This is a genomic window from Agrobacterium larrymoorei (genome assembly GCF_013322225.1).
Classification (GTDB): domain Bacteria; phylum Pseudomonadota; class Alphaproteobacteria; order Rhizobiales; family Rhizobiaceae; genus Agrobacterium; species Agrobacterium larrymoorei_A.
Genome location: NZ_JAAMFB010000018.1, coordinates 48735 through 66983, shown reverse-complemented (window position 1 = coordinate 66983; position 18249 = coordinate 48735). Strand labels below are relative to the sequence as shown.

11 protein-coding genes and 1 pseudogene are annotated in these 18249 nt (G+C 57.2%); 3 read left to right on the top strand and 9 right to left on the bottom strand.

The features are described 5' to 3' along the window. Positions 1-131: pseudogene (locus tag G6L28_RS11675) on the bottom strand (IS481 family transposase); the annotation flags it as partial. Between the two features lie 696 nt (positions 132-827). Between G6L28_RS11675 and G6L28_RS11670 the strand changes: the two are divergent. After that, on the top strand, positions 828-2483 hold the full coding sequence (locus G6L28_RS11670; protein ID WP_174063951.1) for an OFA family MFS transporter: 1656 nt from the start codon (positions 828-830) through the stop codon (positions 2481-2483). Between the two features lie 68 nt (positions 2484-2551). Here the strand turns inward: G6L28_RS11670 and G6L28_RS11665 are convergent, their stop codons facing one another. The 6 genes from G6L28_RS11665 to G6L28_RS11640 all read right to left on the bottom strand — a co-directional run bounded on the left by G6L28_RS11665 (position 2552) and on the right by G6L28_RS11640 (position 13772). Next, positions 2552-4330 carry a methyl-accepting chemotaxis protein gene (locus G6L28_RS11665; RefSeq protein WP_174063950.1) on the bottom strand — a complete coding sequence of 593 codons (1779 nt, stop codon included), beginning with the start codon at positions 4328-4330 and terminating at the stop codon, positions 2552-2554. A gap of 343 nt (positions 4331-4673) precedes the next feature. After that, positions 4674-5150: a chemotaxis protein CheW gene (locus G6L28_RS11660; protein ID WP_174063949.1), complete on the bottom strand. Its 477-nt coding sequence runs from the start codon at positions 5148-5150 to the stop codon at positions 4674-4676. Next, a complete protein-coding gene (locus G6L28_RS11655; protein ID WP_174063948.1) occupies positions 5150-6928 on the bottom strand; it encodes a methyl-accepting chemotaxis protein in 1779 nt (592 codons plus the stop codon). Before G6L28_RS11655 ends, G6L28_RS11660 begins: the two co-directional genes overlap by 1 nt. Positions 6929-7143: 215 nt before the next feature. Next, positions 7144-11304: a translocation/assembly module TamB domain-containing protein gene (locus tag G6L28_RS11650; RefSeq protein WP_174063947.1), complete on the bottom strand. Its 4161-nt coding sequence runs from the start codon at positions 11302-11304 to the stop codon at positions 7144-7146. 121 nt (positions 11305-11425) lie between these two features. Continuing rightward, positions 11426-13351 (bottom strand): autotransporter assembly complex protein TamA, encoded by a 1926-nt coding sequence (locus G6L28_RS11645; RefSeq protein WP_174063946.1) that lies wholly within the window; start codon positions 13349-13351, stop codon positions 11426-11428. 169 nt (positions 13352-13520) lie between these two features. Then, complete coding sequence (locus G6L28_RS11640) at positions 13521-13772, bottom strand: glycine zipper domain-containing protein (RefSeq protein ID WP_174063945.1); 252 nt, start codon at positions 13770-13772, stop codon at positions 13521-13523. A 376-nt stretch (positions 13773-14148) separates the two neighbouring features. On the opposite strand from G6L28_RS11640, the gene hemA reads away from it, so the two are divergent. Continuing rightward, entirely contained in the window at positions 14149-15366 is a 1218-nt protein-coding gene (gene hemA, locus G6L28_RS11635; RefSeq protein WP_174063944.1) for a 5-aminolevulinate synthase, read from the top strand. A 61-nt stretch (positions 15367-15427) separates the two neighbouring features. Here hemA and G6L28_RS11630 read toward each other — a convergent pair whose 3' ends face one another. Both G6L28_RS11630 and dxr read right to left on the bottom strand, forming a co-directional pair. After that, entirely contained in the window at positions 15428-16096 is a 669-nt protein-coding gene (locus tag G6L28_RS11630) for a ZinT family metal-binding protein (protein ID WP_174063943.1), read from the bottom strand. A 115-nt stretch (positions 16097-16211) separates the two neighbouring features. Then, positions 16212-17405, bottom strand: coding sequence for a 1-deoxy-D-xylulose-5-phosphate reductoisomerase (dxr, locus tag G6L28_RS11625; RefSeq protein WP_425292672.1), 1194 nt, complete (start codon positions 17403-17405; stop codon positions 16212-16214). Between the two features lie 140 nt (positions 17406-17545). On the opposite strand from dxr, the gene G6L28_RS11620 reads away from it, so the two are divergent. Next, positions 17546-18238 (top strand): phosphatase PAP2 family protein, encoded by a 693-nt coding sequence (locus G6L28_RS11620; RefSeq protein WP_174063941.1) that lies wholly within the window; start codon positions 17546-17548, stop codon positions 18236-18238. Positions 18239-18249: the final 11 nt, after the last annotated feature.

The following is an 18249-nucleotide window of genomic DNA, read 5'->3' as shown; positions in this document are numbered from 1 at the left end:
CGCCACTTGGCCACAGTCTTCTGATTGATCCCGTAGCGCTTTGACAGAGCCCTCAGGCTCTCTTGACTATTTTGTATTGCTCGACGGATTGCCTCCGTCGTCGTGGCGCTGCCGTGCAGAATTTGTCCCATAGTGCATCCCTCCAAGCTTGGGAAAATAATGCACCATCAAAGTCCGGGATCAAACATTTTAGAGCGCTTCATTGTTAAATGGAAGCGTTCTGCCGGAGCAGGTTTTCGACAGGGGCAAGGGCGATTGGCGAAGGGCATACCCGAAGGTACGGTCGGGCCAATCGCCTTTGATCCTGGCGGAAAGATGTCCGGCCCTTGGGGTTGGTTGAAACGGGACCCTCCGTTTGCTCGGACGGCTTGGCCGGATGCTATGGCTACGACACGCGCCGTCCGAACAACCAGATGATCCCGTTTGAACCAACAGAACTGCCTCCATTTAACAATGAAGCGCTCTGGATCAGCCTTCTCGGTCCGCTGAAAGTGGCAAAACCCAGGCTGGCGACAGGACATTTTGTCGCGGAGGGTCGGACAATTTGTCTCACCATCCCGATGTCGCAATGCTATCGTTTTGATAAATAACAATTTCTACTCTGGCACGGCATTTGCAAAGTACCGTCTGCAACACGACGACGATGCCGGTGAACAGCGCTCAAAAGAAGCGACATTCCGGTACTCGGACCTCATGGGCTTGGGACATTGTTTCGGAAGGATGGGGTGTGCCTCTGCGTGTTCAGCCGCGGGGCGCACATGAAGACCGAAGCGGATAACAACATCGAAATTCACCGTATGGCTACGGCGAATGGAGGGAAACACCTAATGACTGCAACGAATGAAACATTCGCGCCAGGGGCTGCGAATGCTGGTCTTCTGGACCGCGAAAGAATTATCGCAAAGCCTGGGTTTAACCGCTGGCTGGTTCCACCGGCAGCGCTTGCCATACACCTCTGCATCGGTATGGCTTACGGCTTCTCCGTATTCTGGCTGCCGCTGACCAAGGCGATCGGCATTACAACGTCGGTTGCCTGCACGGACCTGACGCTCGGCTCTGCCCTGTTTACGACGACATGCGATTGGCGCGTCAGCGACCTTGGCTGGATCTACACCCTGTTCTTCGTTCTTCTGGGTTGCTCTGCTGCGATCTGGGGTGGTTGGCTTGAGCGCGCCGGCCCGCGTAAGGCTGGCTTCGTCTCGGCAATCTGCTGGTGCGGCGGTATGGCAATTGCGGCCATGGGCATCATGACCCACCAGCTTTGGCTGATGTGGTTCGGTGCGGGCGTGATCGGCGGTATCGGCCTCGGTCTTGGCTACATCTCGCCGGTTTCGACGCTCATCAAGTGGTTCCCGGATCGTCGCGGCATGGCAACGGGCATGGCCATCATGGGCTTCGGCGGCGGCGCGATGATTGGTGCACCGCTTGCGGATGCGCTGATGCGCCACTTCCGCACCGATGCTTCCATCGGCGTTTGGGAAACCTTCCTCGTCATGGCTGCGATCTACTTCGTTTTCATGATGGCTGGCGCTTTCGGTTACCGCATTCCGCCTGCTGGCTGGAAGCCAGAAGGCTGGACGGCACCTGCCGCCAAGAACTCCATGATCACCACCCGCCACGTTCACCTCAAGAACGCGCACAAGACCAAGCAGTTCTGGATGATCTGGCTCGTTCTTTGCCTCAACGTTTCGGCAGGTATCGGCGTTCTCGGCATGGCATCGCCAATGCTTCAGGAAATCTTTGCAGGCTCGCTGCTCGGCCTTCCTGAAGTCAAGTTTGCCGACCTGACGCCTGAGCAGCTGGCACAGATCGCCGCAATCGCTGCGGGCTTTACCGGCCTTCTCTCGGTCTTCAACATCGCGGGCCGCTTCTTCTGGGCGTCGCTGTCTGACCGTATCGGTCGCAAGGGTACCTACTTCACCTTCTTTGCGCTCGGCATCGTGCTTTATGCATCCGCTCCATGGGCGGCTGGCATCGGCAACAAGGCTCTCTTCGTCGGCATGCTCTGCATCATCGTTTCGATGTATGGCGGTGGCTTCGCGACGATCCCGGCCTATCTTGCCGATATCTTCGGTACGCAGTTCGTGGGCGCGATCCATGGTCGCCTGCTGACGGCATGGGCAACGGCCGGCATCATCGGCCCGGTCGTGGTGAACTACATCCGCGAAGCGCAGATCGCCGCAGGCATTCCGCGTGCACAGGTCTATGACTTCACCATGTATATCCTGGCTGGCATGCTGGTTCTCGGCCTTATCGCCAACCTCATGGTCAAGCCGCTGGATGAGAAGTGGTACATGTCGGACGAGGAAGTCGCCGCGCTTCAGGCGAAGTCCACCGCTGCCAACAGCGGCCCGACCGGTTCCTTCGGCATCGGCAAGGGCGGCTTCGACGCAAAGGCCGCTATTGCCTGGGCCGTCGTCGGTATCCCGATCGTTTGGGGTATCTGGATCACGCTGCAGAAGACTTTCGTTCTGTTCAGTTAAGGGTTTATCCCAAGGCGAAGAAAAGGCGGCTCTCGGGCCGCCTTTTTGCTTTTCAGTATTTTGAGCCTTCAGAACTCCGTCCATTCCGCGGCGACCGCTGCGGATGAACCGGCAACCATCCGCTTTGGTGCGGCGACAACTCTCGGCACGACGTTCTCTGGACGGCTGGCGTTTGCCTGGGCCGTGGCGGATGGCGCGGCAAACGAAGAACCGACATTGAACTGCGTCAGCAACTGCCGAAGCGTTTCCGCCTCGCGCGCCAGTCCGTGGCTTGCCGCGGTTGTTTCTTCGACCATTGCCGCGTTCTTCTGGGTAGCCTGATCCATCAGGTTCACAGCATTGTTGATCTCAGTCAGGCCGTTTGCCTGCTCCCGCGCAGCCTCCACGATTGCGGCGACGTTGGTGTCGATCTGGCTGACCTGCTCTTCGATCTGTTTCAACGCTTCACCCGTTTCGCCAACCAGGCCAACGCCGTTGGAAACATGCTGGCGCGATGTGTTTATGAGCTGCTTGATCTCCTTTGCGGCACTTGCGGAGCGTTGAGCAAGTTCGCGTACCTCTTGCGCGACTACGGCAAAGCCCTTGCCTGCTTCACCGGCGCGGGCCGCTTCGACGCCTGCGTTCAAGGCAAGCAGGTTTGTCTGGAAGGCGATTTCGTCGATGACACCGATGATGTTGGTGATCTCTCCCGATGACCGGGAAATCTCATCCATCGCTCCGATTGCGCGCTGGACGATTTCGCCGGAGCGCTCCGCGCTGTGCTTTGTATTGCCCACCAACCGACCCGCCTCATCGGCGCGTTTGCTGGAATCGGCGACGGTCGTGGTGATTTGCTCAAGCGCAGCAGCACTTTCCTCCAGCGAAGCCGCCTGCTGTTCGGTGCGTCGTGCCAATTGATCTGCGGCAACACGGATCTCTGCCGAGCCGGAAGCAATTGTCGCAGCGTTGTGGGCTACCGTATGCATCGTGGAGCGAAGCGTTTCGATGACCTGGTTGAAATCCGCGCGCAGCTTTTCCATGCTCGGGACGAAGGACTTGTCGAGGTTCTGGCACAGGTCGCCATCCGCAAGAGCTCTCAGGGCATGACCGAGCGTGGTGATCGCGCTCATGCGTGGTGTGACGTCGGTGGCGAACTTCACCACCTTGACGACCTGCCCCTTGTCATTGAGGATCGGATTATAGGCAGCCTGAATCCAGACTTCCTTGCCGTTTTTGCCATAGCGGACGAACTCGTCGGAAATAAACTCCCCTGCTGCCAGCCTCTTCCAGAACTCCGCGTAGTCGGGAGACGAAGCGTAAGTCTTGTCGCAGAACAGCCGATGATGCTGGCCTTTTATCTCGGTGAGATCGTAGTTCAGCGTTTTGCAGAAGTTGTCGTTGGCGGTGATGATATCGCCCGACGGCGTGAATTCGATGACCGCCTGCGAGCGTGAAATGGCTTCGAGCTTGCCGCTATCTTCCCTCGACTTGATTTTTTTCTCTGTGATGTCGGTCGCGAGCTTCACCACCTTGTAGGGTTTGCCAGCCCTGAAGACGGGGTTGTACGATGCCTCGATCCAGATCGTCGTTCCGTCCTTGCGTCGGCGTTGATACTCACCGGCGCGGAACTTTCCTTCACCAAGTCCGCGCCAGAAGTCGGCGTAGTCCGGCGATGCCACAAAATCGCTGTCACAGAAAATGCGGTGATGCTTTCCGACGATTTCCGTCAGGTCGTAGCCCAGAGCCGCGCAGAAATTTTTGTTTGCTGTCAGGATGTTTCCTGCCAAATCGAACTCGATCATTGCCTGGGACGTCGAGAAGGCATTCAAAATATTGCGGGTATCCGTGTTTTTTCCCAGCCAGAGCATGTAACCTCCAAACTCGCTGAAAATGCTGCGGCACCGTTGTTTCGCGTTCCGCAGCGTTAAAGAAGTCCATATTTCAATGATTGTATGCGCATCGCTTTTCTTATTAAGAATATTAGATAGCAATAATATTAAAACTACGTTTACGTGTATTGAGTCTGGAAACAATACTTTGGAAATCAGTGGTTGTATACGACGCTTGAAAGCAAAAACACGCCGCATGGGTCAGCCATGCAGCGTGTTCAAGATAAGATAGTCTTGGAAACAGGTGATCAGAGCGCCGTGTGACGCTCTAAAACTGTGTATCGTGATTTATGAAAATCGATTCCGATTTTCGCGCAACTGCTTAGGCTGCCAGATCTTCGAGATCCGTGCCCTTGAACATCTTTGCGAGATTGAGGAAGCAGATCATGCCGTGCTCATTGGCGATGATGCCTTCGGAAAACGATTTGTCGAATGAAGCGGAGACTTCAGGCACTGGCTGAACCTGATTTGCAGGTATGGTCAGAATGTCGGATACGCGGTCTACCAGCATGCCGATGACCATGTTGTGTACTTCTGCAACAACGATGGCGCTGCGCTCGTTGGCAACCGTGCTCTTCATGCCGAGCTTGTAGGCAAGATCGATGATCGGAATGACGGAACCGCGCAGGTTCATGACGCCAATAACGTCTTTCGGTGCATGCGGGATCGGGGTCGACGGTGCCCAGCCACGGATTTCGCGGATCGTGGTGGTTTTGACGCAGAACTCCTGATCGTGCAGACGAAACGCGATGATTTCCAGAGTATCGCCGCCGAAGTTCGTAGAATTAATCGTTGCCATCAGAATTCTTCCCAATCCTTGTTCTGGGCCAGTGCAAGCGCACCGACGCTTGCGTATCCGGACTTCGGCATCCTGCCTGGTGTACGAACAACCGGGACATGTACTTCCGGCTTCATCCGTTCAGTCATAACAGAAGATGGTTTCCCAAATCTAAACTGTGTCAGAAGTTTGCGAAGAACATCCGCTTCATGGGCAAGACTATGGCTGGCAGCTGTTGTTTCTTCCACCATGGCGGCATTCTGCTGGGTATTCTGGTCCATCGCGCCGACGGCATTGGTGATTTCCTTCAAGCCGCTGGCCTGCTCGTGTGCGGTCTCGACGATGGCGACGACGTTGCTGTTAATCTCCGCCACCTGCGTCACGATCCTGCTCAGCGCCACGCCGGTTTCGCCCACGAGCTCGACTCCTTCCTTCACCTGCACGGACGACGTGTTGATGAGTGTCTTGATTTCTTTCGCGGCCTGCGCAGATCGTTGAGCGAGTTCGCGCACTTCCTGAGCGACGACGGCAAAGCCTTTTCCGGCTTCCCCCGCGCGTGCCGCTTCCACGCCCGCGTTGAGCGCCAGCAAATTGGTTTGAAACGCAATGTCGTCGATAACGCTGATGATGTTGCCGATTTCGCTGGAGGACTGCGAAATCCGGCCCATGGCCTCGATCGCCCTGCCGACGACCGCGCCAGAATGCTCGGCTCCGGCCTTGGTCTTTGCGACCAGATCGCCGGATTCGGCGGCGCGTGTCGCGTTCTGGGCGACGGTGCGGGTAATCTCGTTCAATGCAGCGGAGGTTTGTTCGACGGCCGCTGCCTGCTGTTCGGTGCGCTTTGCCAGATTGTCGGAGGCTTCGCTGACTTCGCGCGATCCGATCGCGATCCCACCCGCGCTTTCCGAGACGTCGCGCATCGCTTCCTGCAACTTGCCGAGCGAGCTGTTCAAATCCTGACGAACCTTTTCCAGGGCGGGAATGAAGGGCTTGTCGATCGTCAGCGTCAGATCGCCGTTGGCCAGTCCGGTCAGGCTTTTTGCGAGCTCATCGACGGCGCGGACGCGTTCGGTCACATCGGTGGCGAATTTTACGACCTTCAAGACCTTGCCGCTCTCATCGAAAATCGGATTGTAAGACGCCTGTATCCAGACCTCCCTTCCGCCTTTTCCGATGCGCTTGAACTCGGCGGCAATGAATTCACCGCCGCCAAGGCGCTTCCAGAATTCCGTATATTCCGTACTGTTGCGGAATGCGTCGTCACAGAACATGCGATGATGCTGGCCGCGTATCTCGTTCAGCTGGTAGCCCAGACAGTTCAGGAAGTTTTCGTTGGCGGTAAGGATTTCGCCGGTGGTCGTGAATTCGATGACGGCCTGCGCGCGTGAAATCGCATCCAGCTTGCCCGAATCTTCGGCACTTTTCAGCTTGGTATCGGTGATGACCGTCGCCAGTTTCACCACGCTCTGGACACGACCGCCGACGGTAATCGGATTATAGGACGCCTGAATCCATACCTCGTGCCCCCTCGCGTCTACGCGCTTGTACTGGCGCGCGTCGAAGTTACCGTTTGCAAGGCTTTTCCAGAACTGCCGATATTCCTCGCTTTGGGCGTAGGAAGGTTCGCAGAAGATGCTGTGGTGCTTGCCGACGATCTGTTCGGCGGAATAGCCCATTGCCTTGCAGAAGTTTTCGTTGGCGGACAATATTTTGCCCGTCGTGTCGAATTCGATGATCGCCTGAGATCGTTCAAGGGCGGCTAATACGGCCTTAGCATGCGTTCCAGGTAGAGAGAGCATGTGAAGATGAACTCCATCGATGCCGAACGGCTTCGCCCGACATTCGTTGTGCCGTTGCGCGCGGACAAGAGCAGTTTCACCTCACGCACGAGGGAATGTTCAAGGCAACAACAATTCATCTACAAGATCATGTTTAAGAATATCTGAAAGGGATGATAACTGACTATTATCTAAACGTTTTGTACGAAAACTAACATCATCAGCCGTTTTTCCGGTCAATATTCCTTTTCGTAAAAAATACCTGCGGCACCTTCCCCGTTGCCGCCTGCCTCACCGCGCAGCTTGACGCCCTTGCCGACATCGAGATTGATGATCGCCTTCGCACCGGAATCGCCGCTTTGCTGAAGTTCGAGATAGGTTTTCTCGTTGAGGTATTTACCAGCCGAGACACGGGCCTGTCCCTCGGAATCGGTTGATATATCGAGGTCGTCTATGCCGAGATTGCTGCGCAGACTATCGAACAGCGAGGTGGAGCGACCACCCGCCAACTGGCCTGCGGCATCCGCCAGCCGGGCGATCTGCAATGGTGAAAGTTTCGACATGGACTGACCGAAGATCAGCTGCGCCATCACTTCATCCTGCGGAAGAGCGGGAGAGGATGTGAAGGCGAATGCCGGATCGTTGGCATTTCCGTTGACCGTCACTGTGACGGTATTGGCACCGACCGTCGAATCCGCCGACATGTTCAGGACCGGCACGAGCCCGCCGCCGAAGGTGATGTCGCCCGTTGTGAAGTCCAGACGACGTGTCAGGATTTCCAGACGGCCACGCCGCATTTCGAAACCGCCGGAAACCTGTGGGTCGGCAGCCGTGCCACGCACGGTCAGGCTACCGGTCAACTCCGCATCGATACCGCGTCCACGCACGAATATGCCGCTAGGCGCATTGATTTGCAGATCGAGCGCAATGGTTGAGGAACTACCGCTGCCGCCCTTGTCGGCGTTTAGTTCTGCATCCTGACGGCGGACCGCAGCCGGGGCGTTCTTGTGTTTGATATCGATCTGCGCCAGCGACGCTGGAAGGCGTTCCGGAATGGTTATGGAGCTTCGGTCAAGCGTTATCGTGCCGCCGAGCACCGGTGAATTCAGGATCGGACCCTTGAGCGTCAGCGTTCCACTGGCCTGCGTCGTGAAAAGGGTGCCATCGTTGTAGGTCGCACGGTTTAGCGTCACGGTGATATCTGCGGGAAAGCCGGAGCCGGGGTTTATACCAACCGTGCCGGAACCGGAAATCGTGCCACCACCGGCCAGACTACCCGACAGTCTTGAAACCGTCGCTACGTCCCTATTGAAGGTGATAGTCGCGCCGAGATTGTTGATCGTCAGGTTGCGGCGAACATCGGTCACCCGCGTTCCATCCGTTGTGATCGTGCCAGTCACGGCGGGTGCGCTGGCTGTGCCCTCTATGCGGATATCGACCGCTGCCGAGCCTGCGACATCGAAGCCCTGAGCTGCGGTCTGCGCCGCAATTGCGCCGAAGGGCAGATTTCCGCGAAACGCCATCGACAGTGGGCGATTGCCGCTGATGCCAAGCGTACCGCCACCGGAAAGCGACAGTCCGCCCTGACCCGCGACATTCGTGTCCAGGCGCAGGGTGCCGCCAGCAAAGCGGCCATTGGCCTTGATGCCGAGTGGGCCGAGGCCCGCAGCGCGGGTCTGGCTTACTGCCGCGCTGTCCCAGGTCAGGTCGTAATCGACAGCCGGATCGGACGCCGCACCCTTGGCCGTGACGGTGCCGGAGATTGTACCTGCCGCATCGAGACCGGGAGAAAAGGCATTTGCGAGGTTTGCCGGCAGCGAACGGATCGCGGCATTGATATCGAGCGTCGAGCCCGCCGTGCCGTTGACGACAACGCGTCCGTTGCCGGTCTGGATGGTGAGGTTGGAAATGCGTGCGGTTCCGTTATTGACAACAATGGCAGTCGGATCGGTCAGCCGCACGGGAATGCCACGAGGCGTTGCTGTAAACGTGTCGATACCGACTGTCAGCGGGCTGGTGCCTGTGTCGGCACGACCTTTGAGCACCAGCGGCGCATTGTCGTAGCGGGCATTGAGGTCGAATGTCGTGGCCGTCCCGCTGTGATCGATACCAAGAACAAGGCCTGAAATGCTGGCTGCTCCGGCGGTAATCGTCTTGGCATTGACATTGCCGTTGATGGCCAGCGCCTGAAGATCGTCCACCTTGATATCGGCGGAAAGCCCATCGATCGTGGTCGTACCTTGGCGGATAGAGTTGCCGCTGGCGCGAACCGTCGCCGCAATCTTGCCGTCGGCGTTGCTCAGCGCAACATCACCTTTCAGGTCTCCACTTGCCTGTTGTGCGGCGAGAGCCGCCAGAAGCGAGAGGTCGGGAAAGTCGAAGTTGAGCGCGCCGGATGGCAGGAACTGCTGTGTGAGTTGCAGGTTGCCGGTCAGCACATTGGAGCCGACCTTGATGTTCAGCTCGGGTATGGCCGTCCCGGCGTCGGTCTGTACCAATGCCGCAGAAACATCGATCACTTGCTTGTCCAGTGTCCCGCTGGCTTCGAACCGGGCTTGCGGTGCATTCATATCCGCCTTGCCGGTTGCCGATACCTTCAGAGCCTCAAGCGCGCGGCCCGCAAGATTGGCGCGTTCGGAATTCAATGTTGCACTAAAATCGGCTGCAGTGATCGGGCCATTGGCCTCCAGCGAAAAGCCGAGTGCACCTGCGGCCTGTGGCGTCAGTTTCTCCAAAGCTGGCAGTCTACCGCCAAGCTTGGCAACGATATTGCCGTTTTCGAGCGAAAGATTGCCGTTGGCTTCGAGCGTGCCGGATTTAACGATGAGGTTTTCGACAATGGTGCGTCCGCCGATGACGCTGCTGACATATCCATCGATGGCGATGGTCGTGTCGAATTTTTCAGCCAGTGCCGGCGGCAGGACGGCGGGAAGAACGAACAGGCGCAGATTGGATGAAATGCTGTTGGTGGAGAGATCGTATGTACCGCTTGCGGTTCCGCCGATGCTTGCACTCTCCAGCGTTGCGCCTTCGAATGCGATCGATTGCGGCGATACGCGCAGCGGCGCGTTCAGCTTCAGCGGTGCCTTTACCGCACGTTCCAGATCGGGCGAGGTCAGGGTGGATTGCTCGACTGAAAGCGCGGTGCGGACCGTACCCGTGCGGCTTGCGACGTTCAGATCGTCGCTGGCGGCATTCAGACGAACGCCTTGAAGTTGCCCTTGCGGCATTTGCAGCGAGCGCAGAGAGACGGTCGTATTGAGCCGGGCGGCGTTTGCATTGCCGCGCAGGGTAAGGTCGATTCCATCCACCAACGCCTGCACTTCGCTTTCTCCAACCGGGAGGCGGAAATCCACTGGACCGTTGGTGCCGATGAGGTTGGCGGAAAGATCGTTCTGGCCCCGAGGGTCAAGAGCGCCCGATGCGGTGAGGATCAGCGCGCCGGTTTCCAGATCGCCGTTTTCGACACTGATGCGGCCCTGCGGCGAGATTGTCGCCGCCAGATCGATTTTCGTCTCGCCGGTGAAGAGTTGTCGCACGAGAGGCGGTAGCAACTGATCCGGCTGTCCGCCGCCCTGTAATTCGATCTTGCGCGTTCCGTCGCTTGCAAGGCTGTGATGCCCGGTGAGCGCCAGGACTTCGTTACCCGCAACCGTGCCTGCCAGCCTGCCCGACCAGTCCGAAAGCGGACCTTCGCCGCTGAGATTCAGGGAAACCGCCGGAACACCGGGAAGACGCAGGAGATTGGCAAGCAGCCCACCTTGCGGTTCATTCAGAAGGGCTTGAAGCTTCAGGACGTTTTCGTTTGGAATATAGGCGATATCGGCCTTGATCGACGCGTTCTGCTCATCCTTGCGGGATGCGGCGAGCGAAGCGGTGATCGTATCGGCGGTTGCCCGTCCACGGCCTTCCGCCGCCAGATTGAAGGCGCGGCCACCGAGCTTTTCGCCGAGTTCTATATTGGGCAGCGAAAGGCTATCGACAGAGACCTCCACCGGCAGCGAAAAACTCCCTGAGCTTGGTTCAGCAGGCTGCGTTGAGGGCAGAGGAGGGCGGTCGAACACGACATTGGCAGCGGTCAAGCGCTCGGCGTGAAAGGTGCCTCCAAGCAGATCGAGCGGTGACCAGTCAAGCTCGATGCCTTCGATGCGCGCATAGACACCATCGCGATCCGCAAGAGTAACGCTGTCCAGCCGCAGATCGCCCGTCAACAGACCGCGCGGCGGCGTGATAGTGATGGTTTGATCCGGCGTAGAGGCGAGTTTCGATACCTGATCGGCCACGATATTTGCGCCGGTTGAGGTGAAGCCGATGAACAGAACGACAAGCACCAGCAACACCACGCTAGCGAACGCTGCGTAAACCAACCACTTCAACAGTCGAATCAGAATATTCATGGGCGGCAATCTACACTTTACGGTTCGGCCGGGACAGTTCCGTCCTGCTCGATATGGCTATATGCCCCGCGGCTTCTTCAGCACGTGAGCCAGTTATTCTCGTCATTACGATTGTTTCGCCTCAGAAAGACTGGCCGATGCCAGCATATATTCCGAAGCTGTTGCCGCCATCATATTTCTGTAGAGGCATGGCGACATCAAGACGTAGAGGGCCAAAAGGCGTCTGATAACGCAGGCCGATACCCGCGCCTGCGCGAATATCGGAAAAATCAGGTGCCAGATCGGAAGAGACTATGCCCGCATCGACGAAGGGTACCAGCCCGATGGTTTCCGTCACCTTGAAGCGCGCTTCCAGTGAGGTGACGATGTATGAGCGCCCGCCGGTCGCCTCGTTTTCAGCGTTATATGGCGAAATTTCCTGATAGCTGTAACCGCGAACCGAGCCGCCGCCGCCAGCATAGAAACGTCGCGTCGCCGGAACGTCCTGCAATGAACTTGCCCCGACCAGCAGCCCGCCGGCAACCTTGCCCGCCAGCACCACCTGATCGTCTGATCCAAGACCCTTGTAGCCTGTCGTGGATGCCTCGAACGAGGTGAAGAAAGTCCCGTTCAATGCTTCGAAGCTCGGTTTGGCCGAGATCGATGCGCGGAAACCATCCGTCGGGTTCAGCTTGTCGTCGCGCATGTCACGCACGAATTCCAGCGGGATCGAAGCGGTCAGATACTGGTTGTTGCCGAAGGCATCATCCGTATCCGTCCACTCGACTTCAAAACCAGCGGCTGCCGTATCGTAGTCGTTGAACTCATAGGCGAAGCCGGCAAAGCCTGTGATGGAACGGGCGTCATAGGTATCGGGATGCTCGGTCTTGGCCTTCAAGCTCGTCGTGAACGTGGTTTCCGGGTTGAAGATGCCCGGTTTGACGAAGGTGATACCCGCAGAGTAATCCATATCCTGCACGTTGGAAGCTTCACCCAGCCGTGAAACTGCACCTTCGATGCGCAGCGATTCGGCCTTGCCGAAAAGGTTGCGGTGGCCCCAATAGCCTTGCAGACCAGCGCCCTCGGTGGTCGAATATTGTGCGCCAAGGCCGAAATAACGATGCTTGCCTTCCGACACTTCAATGGTCAGAGGGATCGTGCCGTTCGGTGCCAGCGCATTGGCTTCCTTGATGGTGATGCTCGAAAACACACCAAGTTTGCGCAGGCGATCAGAGGCCTTGCGCAATTTTTCCGGCGAATAGGGTTCGCCGCCATTAAGGCGCGAATAGCGTCGAACGAAATCCGCGTCGACCGTGCGTGGTCCTTTGACGGCTACATCGCCAAGTGGTGCGATGGGCCCGCCCTCTGCCGACATGGTAAGGTCAACCGTATTGTTGGCGTGGTTGGCGACTGCCTCGCGCTTGGTCAGTTCTGCAAGTGGGCGGCCTTTGGCTTTCAGGTCATCGATCAGCTTGTTGCCCGCGCGGATAATCGCGAGCGAGCCCGCATTTCCACCCGTTTCCAGCCCATAGTCGGCTAAGTTACGGTTCGTCACATCGCCTTCGAGCCGAACGTTGCCCAGTGTGAAAACAGGGCCGGGCGTAACATCGATGACCACAGGAACCGGGCCGGATTTCTGGAAAGTGGGGTTGGGCGGTATCGAGTCGATATCCTGGCCTGCGACGGTAATTTTAACAGTGCCGCCATATCGTGCGTTTTCATAAAGCGCGGCAACCAATCTTTCGCGGTCGTCTCGCGCGCGTATCAGAAGGCCGAGATCGCCGGACGCAGGCTTTTCCGGTTCCGAAACGAGCAAGGAGCTGTTTTCGAGACTGGTCTGAAGCTTGGGATCGCTGCCTGGAGCATTCAGCGTAACGGCGAAAGGAACAGGGTCGAGAACCTGCTTCTCTTCCTCATCCGAACCGAAAATGTTGATACCGAAGATCTTGAGTGCAAAGGCCTCGCGGGCAAAACCGGGATATAGCGTAAGCGTTGCCGCTACCGCCATTGCAGTGCCTGCCTTCCAGTACGCAGTACTCTTCCTTGGGTCAGTCCGTCTTTTTGGCATACGCTACTTTATGGTTGAGCATTTATTATTGCCCTTCCAGGTTTCTTGTCCGTTAATATGACAGTCTAAGCACAAAAGGCCGGAGGCAACACCCTAAAATACGAAAAGCCCCGGACGATGCCGGGGCTTGCGTTGCAGTTGTGCCGCGCATCTTGCGCGAATTGCCTTATTAGCGGCAACGTGCGGTATAGCGCTCGCCGTAACGGTCGCGATAGTAGCACATGCCAGGCTCGGAAGCGCGGCCAACGAGGTAGCCGGTTGCACCGCCGATGAGGCCGCCAACGGCTGCACCACGAACGTTACCGGTAATAGCACCGCCAGCAAGTGCGCCGATCACTGCGCCGCCGCTGGTCGTCTTTTCCGTCTGGGTGCAGCTCGCAAGCGCCAGACCGATTACGGCAAAAATAACAGCCTTTTTCATGAACTCTCTCCACGTTACATATGAGCTCTAGTGGCTCTTGGTAGGCGTCCCATACATATCTGCGGCGACTGCTAATTCCGACCCGCTACAGATATCTAACAAGTCGAATGTGTTTATGGAAGCCTTCCCTTATCAGGCACGCTCCCCGCGCCAATCGATTGTGCCCTACTCAACGGCGAATTTTCAGAAAAGTTCCAATATTTTTTATGGGCTTGATGTGAATCAATTTTGCGGTTCGGTGAATCTCTTATAAGTGTTTCTTGGAATAGTTCAAAAGTGGAGGCGAATTGACGCAGTATCCTTCAAACTGCGTCAAGGGGGTTGACGGTTCAGGGAGGTGAGCCGACAACGACTGCTAGAATTTCTGGAGCATGGAATGGACTTCGAGGCATACTTCAAGACCGAGCTGGATGGCTTGCATTCAGAAGGTCGTTATCGCGTTTTCGCCGATCTGGAGCGGCAGCAGGGCAAATTCCCCCGGGCAACCCGGTACACCGCAGACGGTGAGCAGCGAGAAGTGACGGTCTGGTGCTCCAACGACTATCTCGGCATGGGCCAGAACCCCAAGGTGATAGAGGCGATGAAAGCCGCCATCGACCACTGTGGCGCGGGTGCGGGAGGCACCCGGAATATCTCTGGTACCAACCACTTCCACGTCAAGCTGGAGCAGGAACTTGCCGATCTGCACGGCAAGGAATCGGCGCTCATTTTCACCTCGGGATATGTATCCAACTGGGCGACGCTCGGCACGCTCGGTCAGAAAATCCCCGGCCTCATTATCTTCTCGGATGCGCTCAATCATGCCTCGATGATCGAAGGCATTCGTTATGGCCGCTGTGAAAAAGTCATCTGGAAGCACAACGACCTCGAAGATCTGGAAGCCAAGCTGAAGGCTGCAGATCCCCGCGCGCCGAAGTTGATTGCCTTCGAGTCGGTTTATTCGATGGATGGCGACATTGCGCCCATCGAGGAAATTTGTGATCTCGCCGATAAGTACGGTGCAATGACCTATCTCGACGAGGTCCATGCAGTCGGCATGTACGGCCCTCGCGGCGGCGGTGTTGCAGAGCGCGAAGGCCTGATGCACCGTTTGACCATCATCGAAGGTACCCTCGGCAAGGCCTTTGGCGTGATGGGTGGTTACATTGCCGCTTCCGAAGCGCTTTGCGATTTCGTTCGCTCTTTCGCGTCCGGCTTTATCTTCACCACGGCATTGCCGCCATCGCTCGCTGCCGGTGCGGTGGCGTCTATCCAACACCTCAAGGCGAGCCCGTTTGAGCGCGCCCGTCATCAGGAACGGGTTCGCACGCTGCGCTCCATGCTGGATGCGAGCGGAATTCCGCACCTGCCTAATCCGAGCCACATCGTGCCGGTCATCGTTGGCGATGCGGCCAAGTGCAAGTGGATTTCGGACATCCTGCTGGACGACCACGGCATCTACGTCCAGCCGATCAACTATCCGACCGTTCCGCGCAAAACCGAACGTCTGCGCATCACCCCGACACCGCTGCACAGCGATGCGGATATGGAGCACCTGGTCGGCGTTGTGCATCAGCTCTGGTCACGTTGCGCGCTGGCGCGCGCTGTCGCTTGAGGCCCTGAATCTTTCTTTGCCAAGGGCGCAGTCTGGATATGCCCGCGCCCTTCTGCTGTCTTCAGTGCTCCAGCATCTCGTGAACGATCTGCTTTCCGCTGAGTGACGCAGGATAATACGTTGGCCAGTTGGTCAACTCCTTCAACAGCTTTGCCCGGTCGTCGCCCCAATAAAGATGGTAATGGCCCGCCTTTTCCGGCGCGATTATGTGATCGCTAAACTGGATGAACTTCGGCGCCGCTTCATCGCCTCCGGTTTTCTTGAAGATGAAACGAACGCCGCGATTGCCTTTTTCGTAAGTCAGTACCTCGAAGCCATCGCTCGCATACGTCGCTTTCAGAGCCTTTTCGTTACGATAGAACGTAACATCGTCGCCTTCTATAACGATGCGATAGACGTCGGTCTTGTAGCCGATCTCGTAGTAGTCGCGGTATTCCTTGGCACTTTTACCGCCATGTTCCGCCTTGTGCTGCATGACTGGATCAAGCGCGCCGTCCATCAGATACGGATAAACGGATTGCCAATCTCCATCCCAGTCGGAGAGCGGGCGTGGCTTGATCTGACTGTCGTCGAAATAGCCGTCATAGACCTTCTTCGCCTCCTCGGAATGGTCATGCGAATGGCTGTGTTCGTGACTATCGGCTTGGGTCTGTGTTGCGTGTGCGAGTGTAGCGGTGGAAAAAACCAGCGCGGAGCCAAGCGTCAGGGCAAGCGCCCTCCTGATGATCATCGTCTAAATCCTCTTTGTCATGTAATAACGTTACATTTGGTAGCGGTATTTGCGTGATTGATCAACTCCGTTTCGAACGAAGACAGGTTTTAGAGGAGTTGGAGTGGATGGGGCTTCAGGCCGCCTTCTGTTTCTGCAGAATGGCGGTTTCGGCGTGGGCGCGTGCTTCCTCGTCCGCGGTCAGCACATCTTCCATCGTGCTTGCCGTGCGGGCGTCGTCCATGCGATTCATCACCGTTTCCACGATCTCCGCCATGTCGAGGAAACCGATCCGGCCGTCGACAAAGGCATGAAACGCCGTTTCATCTGCTGCATTGAGAACAGCGCCCTGCACGCCGCCACGTTCAAGCGCCAAGCGGGCAAGCCGCAAAGCGGGGAAACGGTCTTCATCCGGCGCTTCGAAATCCAGTCGTGACAGCTTGGCAAAATCCAGCCGTTCGACATCGATCTCGCCCCGTGATGGGTATGTCAGTGCGTAGGAGATTGCGGTGCGCATATCGGGGCAACCCAACTGCGCGATCACCGAACCATCGGTGTAAGCGACCATCGAATGAATGATCGATTGTGGATGAACGATCACCTCGATCTGTTCCGGCATCAGATCGAACAGATATTTGGCCTCGATCATTTCCAGCGCCTTGTTGAACATGGAGGCGCTGCCGATCGAGACTTTCAGGCCCATCGACCAGTTGGGATGAGCACGGGCGATCTCTGCCGTCACGCCCGCCATCTGCTCACGGCTCCATGTACGGAATGGCCCGCCGGAGGCCGTGAGGACGATACGTTCGATACTATCCCGGTTGTGCGGTTCCAGACACTGAAAGATGGCGCTGTGTTCGCTATCGACAGGGATGAGATTGCCTCCGCCCTGCCGGATGGTGGCGATGAACAGGTCGCCGCCGGACACAAGGCATTCCTTGTTGGCGAGTGCGATGTTGGCCCCGCGCCGCGCAGCCGTCAGCGTCGGCTCCAGCCCCGGCGTTCCGGCAATTGCCGCCATCACCCAATCGGCGTCCATCTCGGCTGCTTCCTGCAAGCCGCTTTTGCCAGAGGCGACGGTGATGCCCGTGCCGGAAAGAGCATCTTTCAGGGCCTGATAATTCTCGTCCTGCGCCGTCACGGCCAGCTTTGCACCAAAACTGCGGGCCTGCTCGGCCAACAGCGTGATATTGCCAGCACCCGTTACGGCCAGAAGCTCGAAACGGTCCCTGCCGCCAAGCTGACGAATGACATCGAGTGTGTTCGTGCCGATCGAGCCGGTGGACCCCAGCACGCTCAGCTTTTCAGGGAAGGATTGACCCTGGACAATCGTCATCTGCACATCCGGCTTTCAAAAGTTTATATTTCAAGGCTCTACAAGCGAAACATGGGCAGAACAAGATGGAAGCTGGCTATTGTTTCCGGCACTATGTCGCTCCATATCCCAGTCCATAAAAACAGAGGGACGGCATGCAGCGCTTTTTGATCTCCAGCGGTTGGATTTTTCTAGCAACCTTCGTGCTCGTGCTGGTCTTCATACCCTTCGATCCGGGCCTTTCGCAAAAAGCCCAGGCTTTGCCTGGTCAAATCGTCGGCTTCAACAAGGCAATCACCGATTTTGGCACCTTCCGCTGGATGCTTTATAGCACCGGCCTGTTCGCCATCGTTGCCTATATTGCCGGTCGGTTTTTGATGAGCAGCCCTTATTCAGCGCGTGTTCGAACCGCGTGGCGGCTATTTGCCTATTTCTTCCTGACCATCGGCAGCGCCAGCATCTTCGTGCATCTGCTGAAATTCCTGATAGGCCGTGCAAGGCCGGAACTGTTCGTCGATGTCGGCGCCTATAGCTTGACGCCGTTTACAGGCGATATCCTCTACGAAAGCTTCCCTTCAGGTCATTCTGCCGCCGCCGGCTCCTTCTTTGGGGCTTTCGCCATGCTCGTTCCACGCTTTCGCTATGTCTTCATGGTGCTTGCACTGGTCATCGGCATTTCGCGCGTAATCGTCGGTGCGCACTACCCGAGCGATGTGGCTGCCGGTCTTCTGTTGGGCATATGGACTGCCGTGCTTCTTGCCTTTATCTTCGCCCGCAAAGAGTGGCTGTTCCGTTTCGTCAAGGGCTGGCCGCACCCCAAGAATGCACCACTTCCTCACACCGATTGAGCGTTCGGACA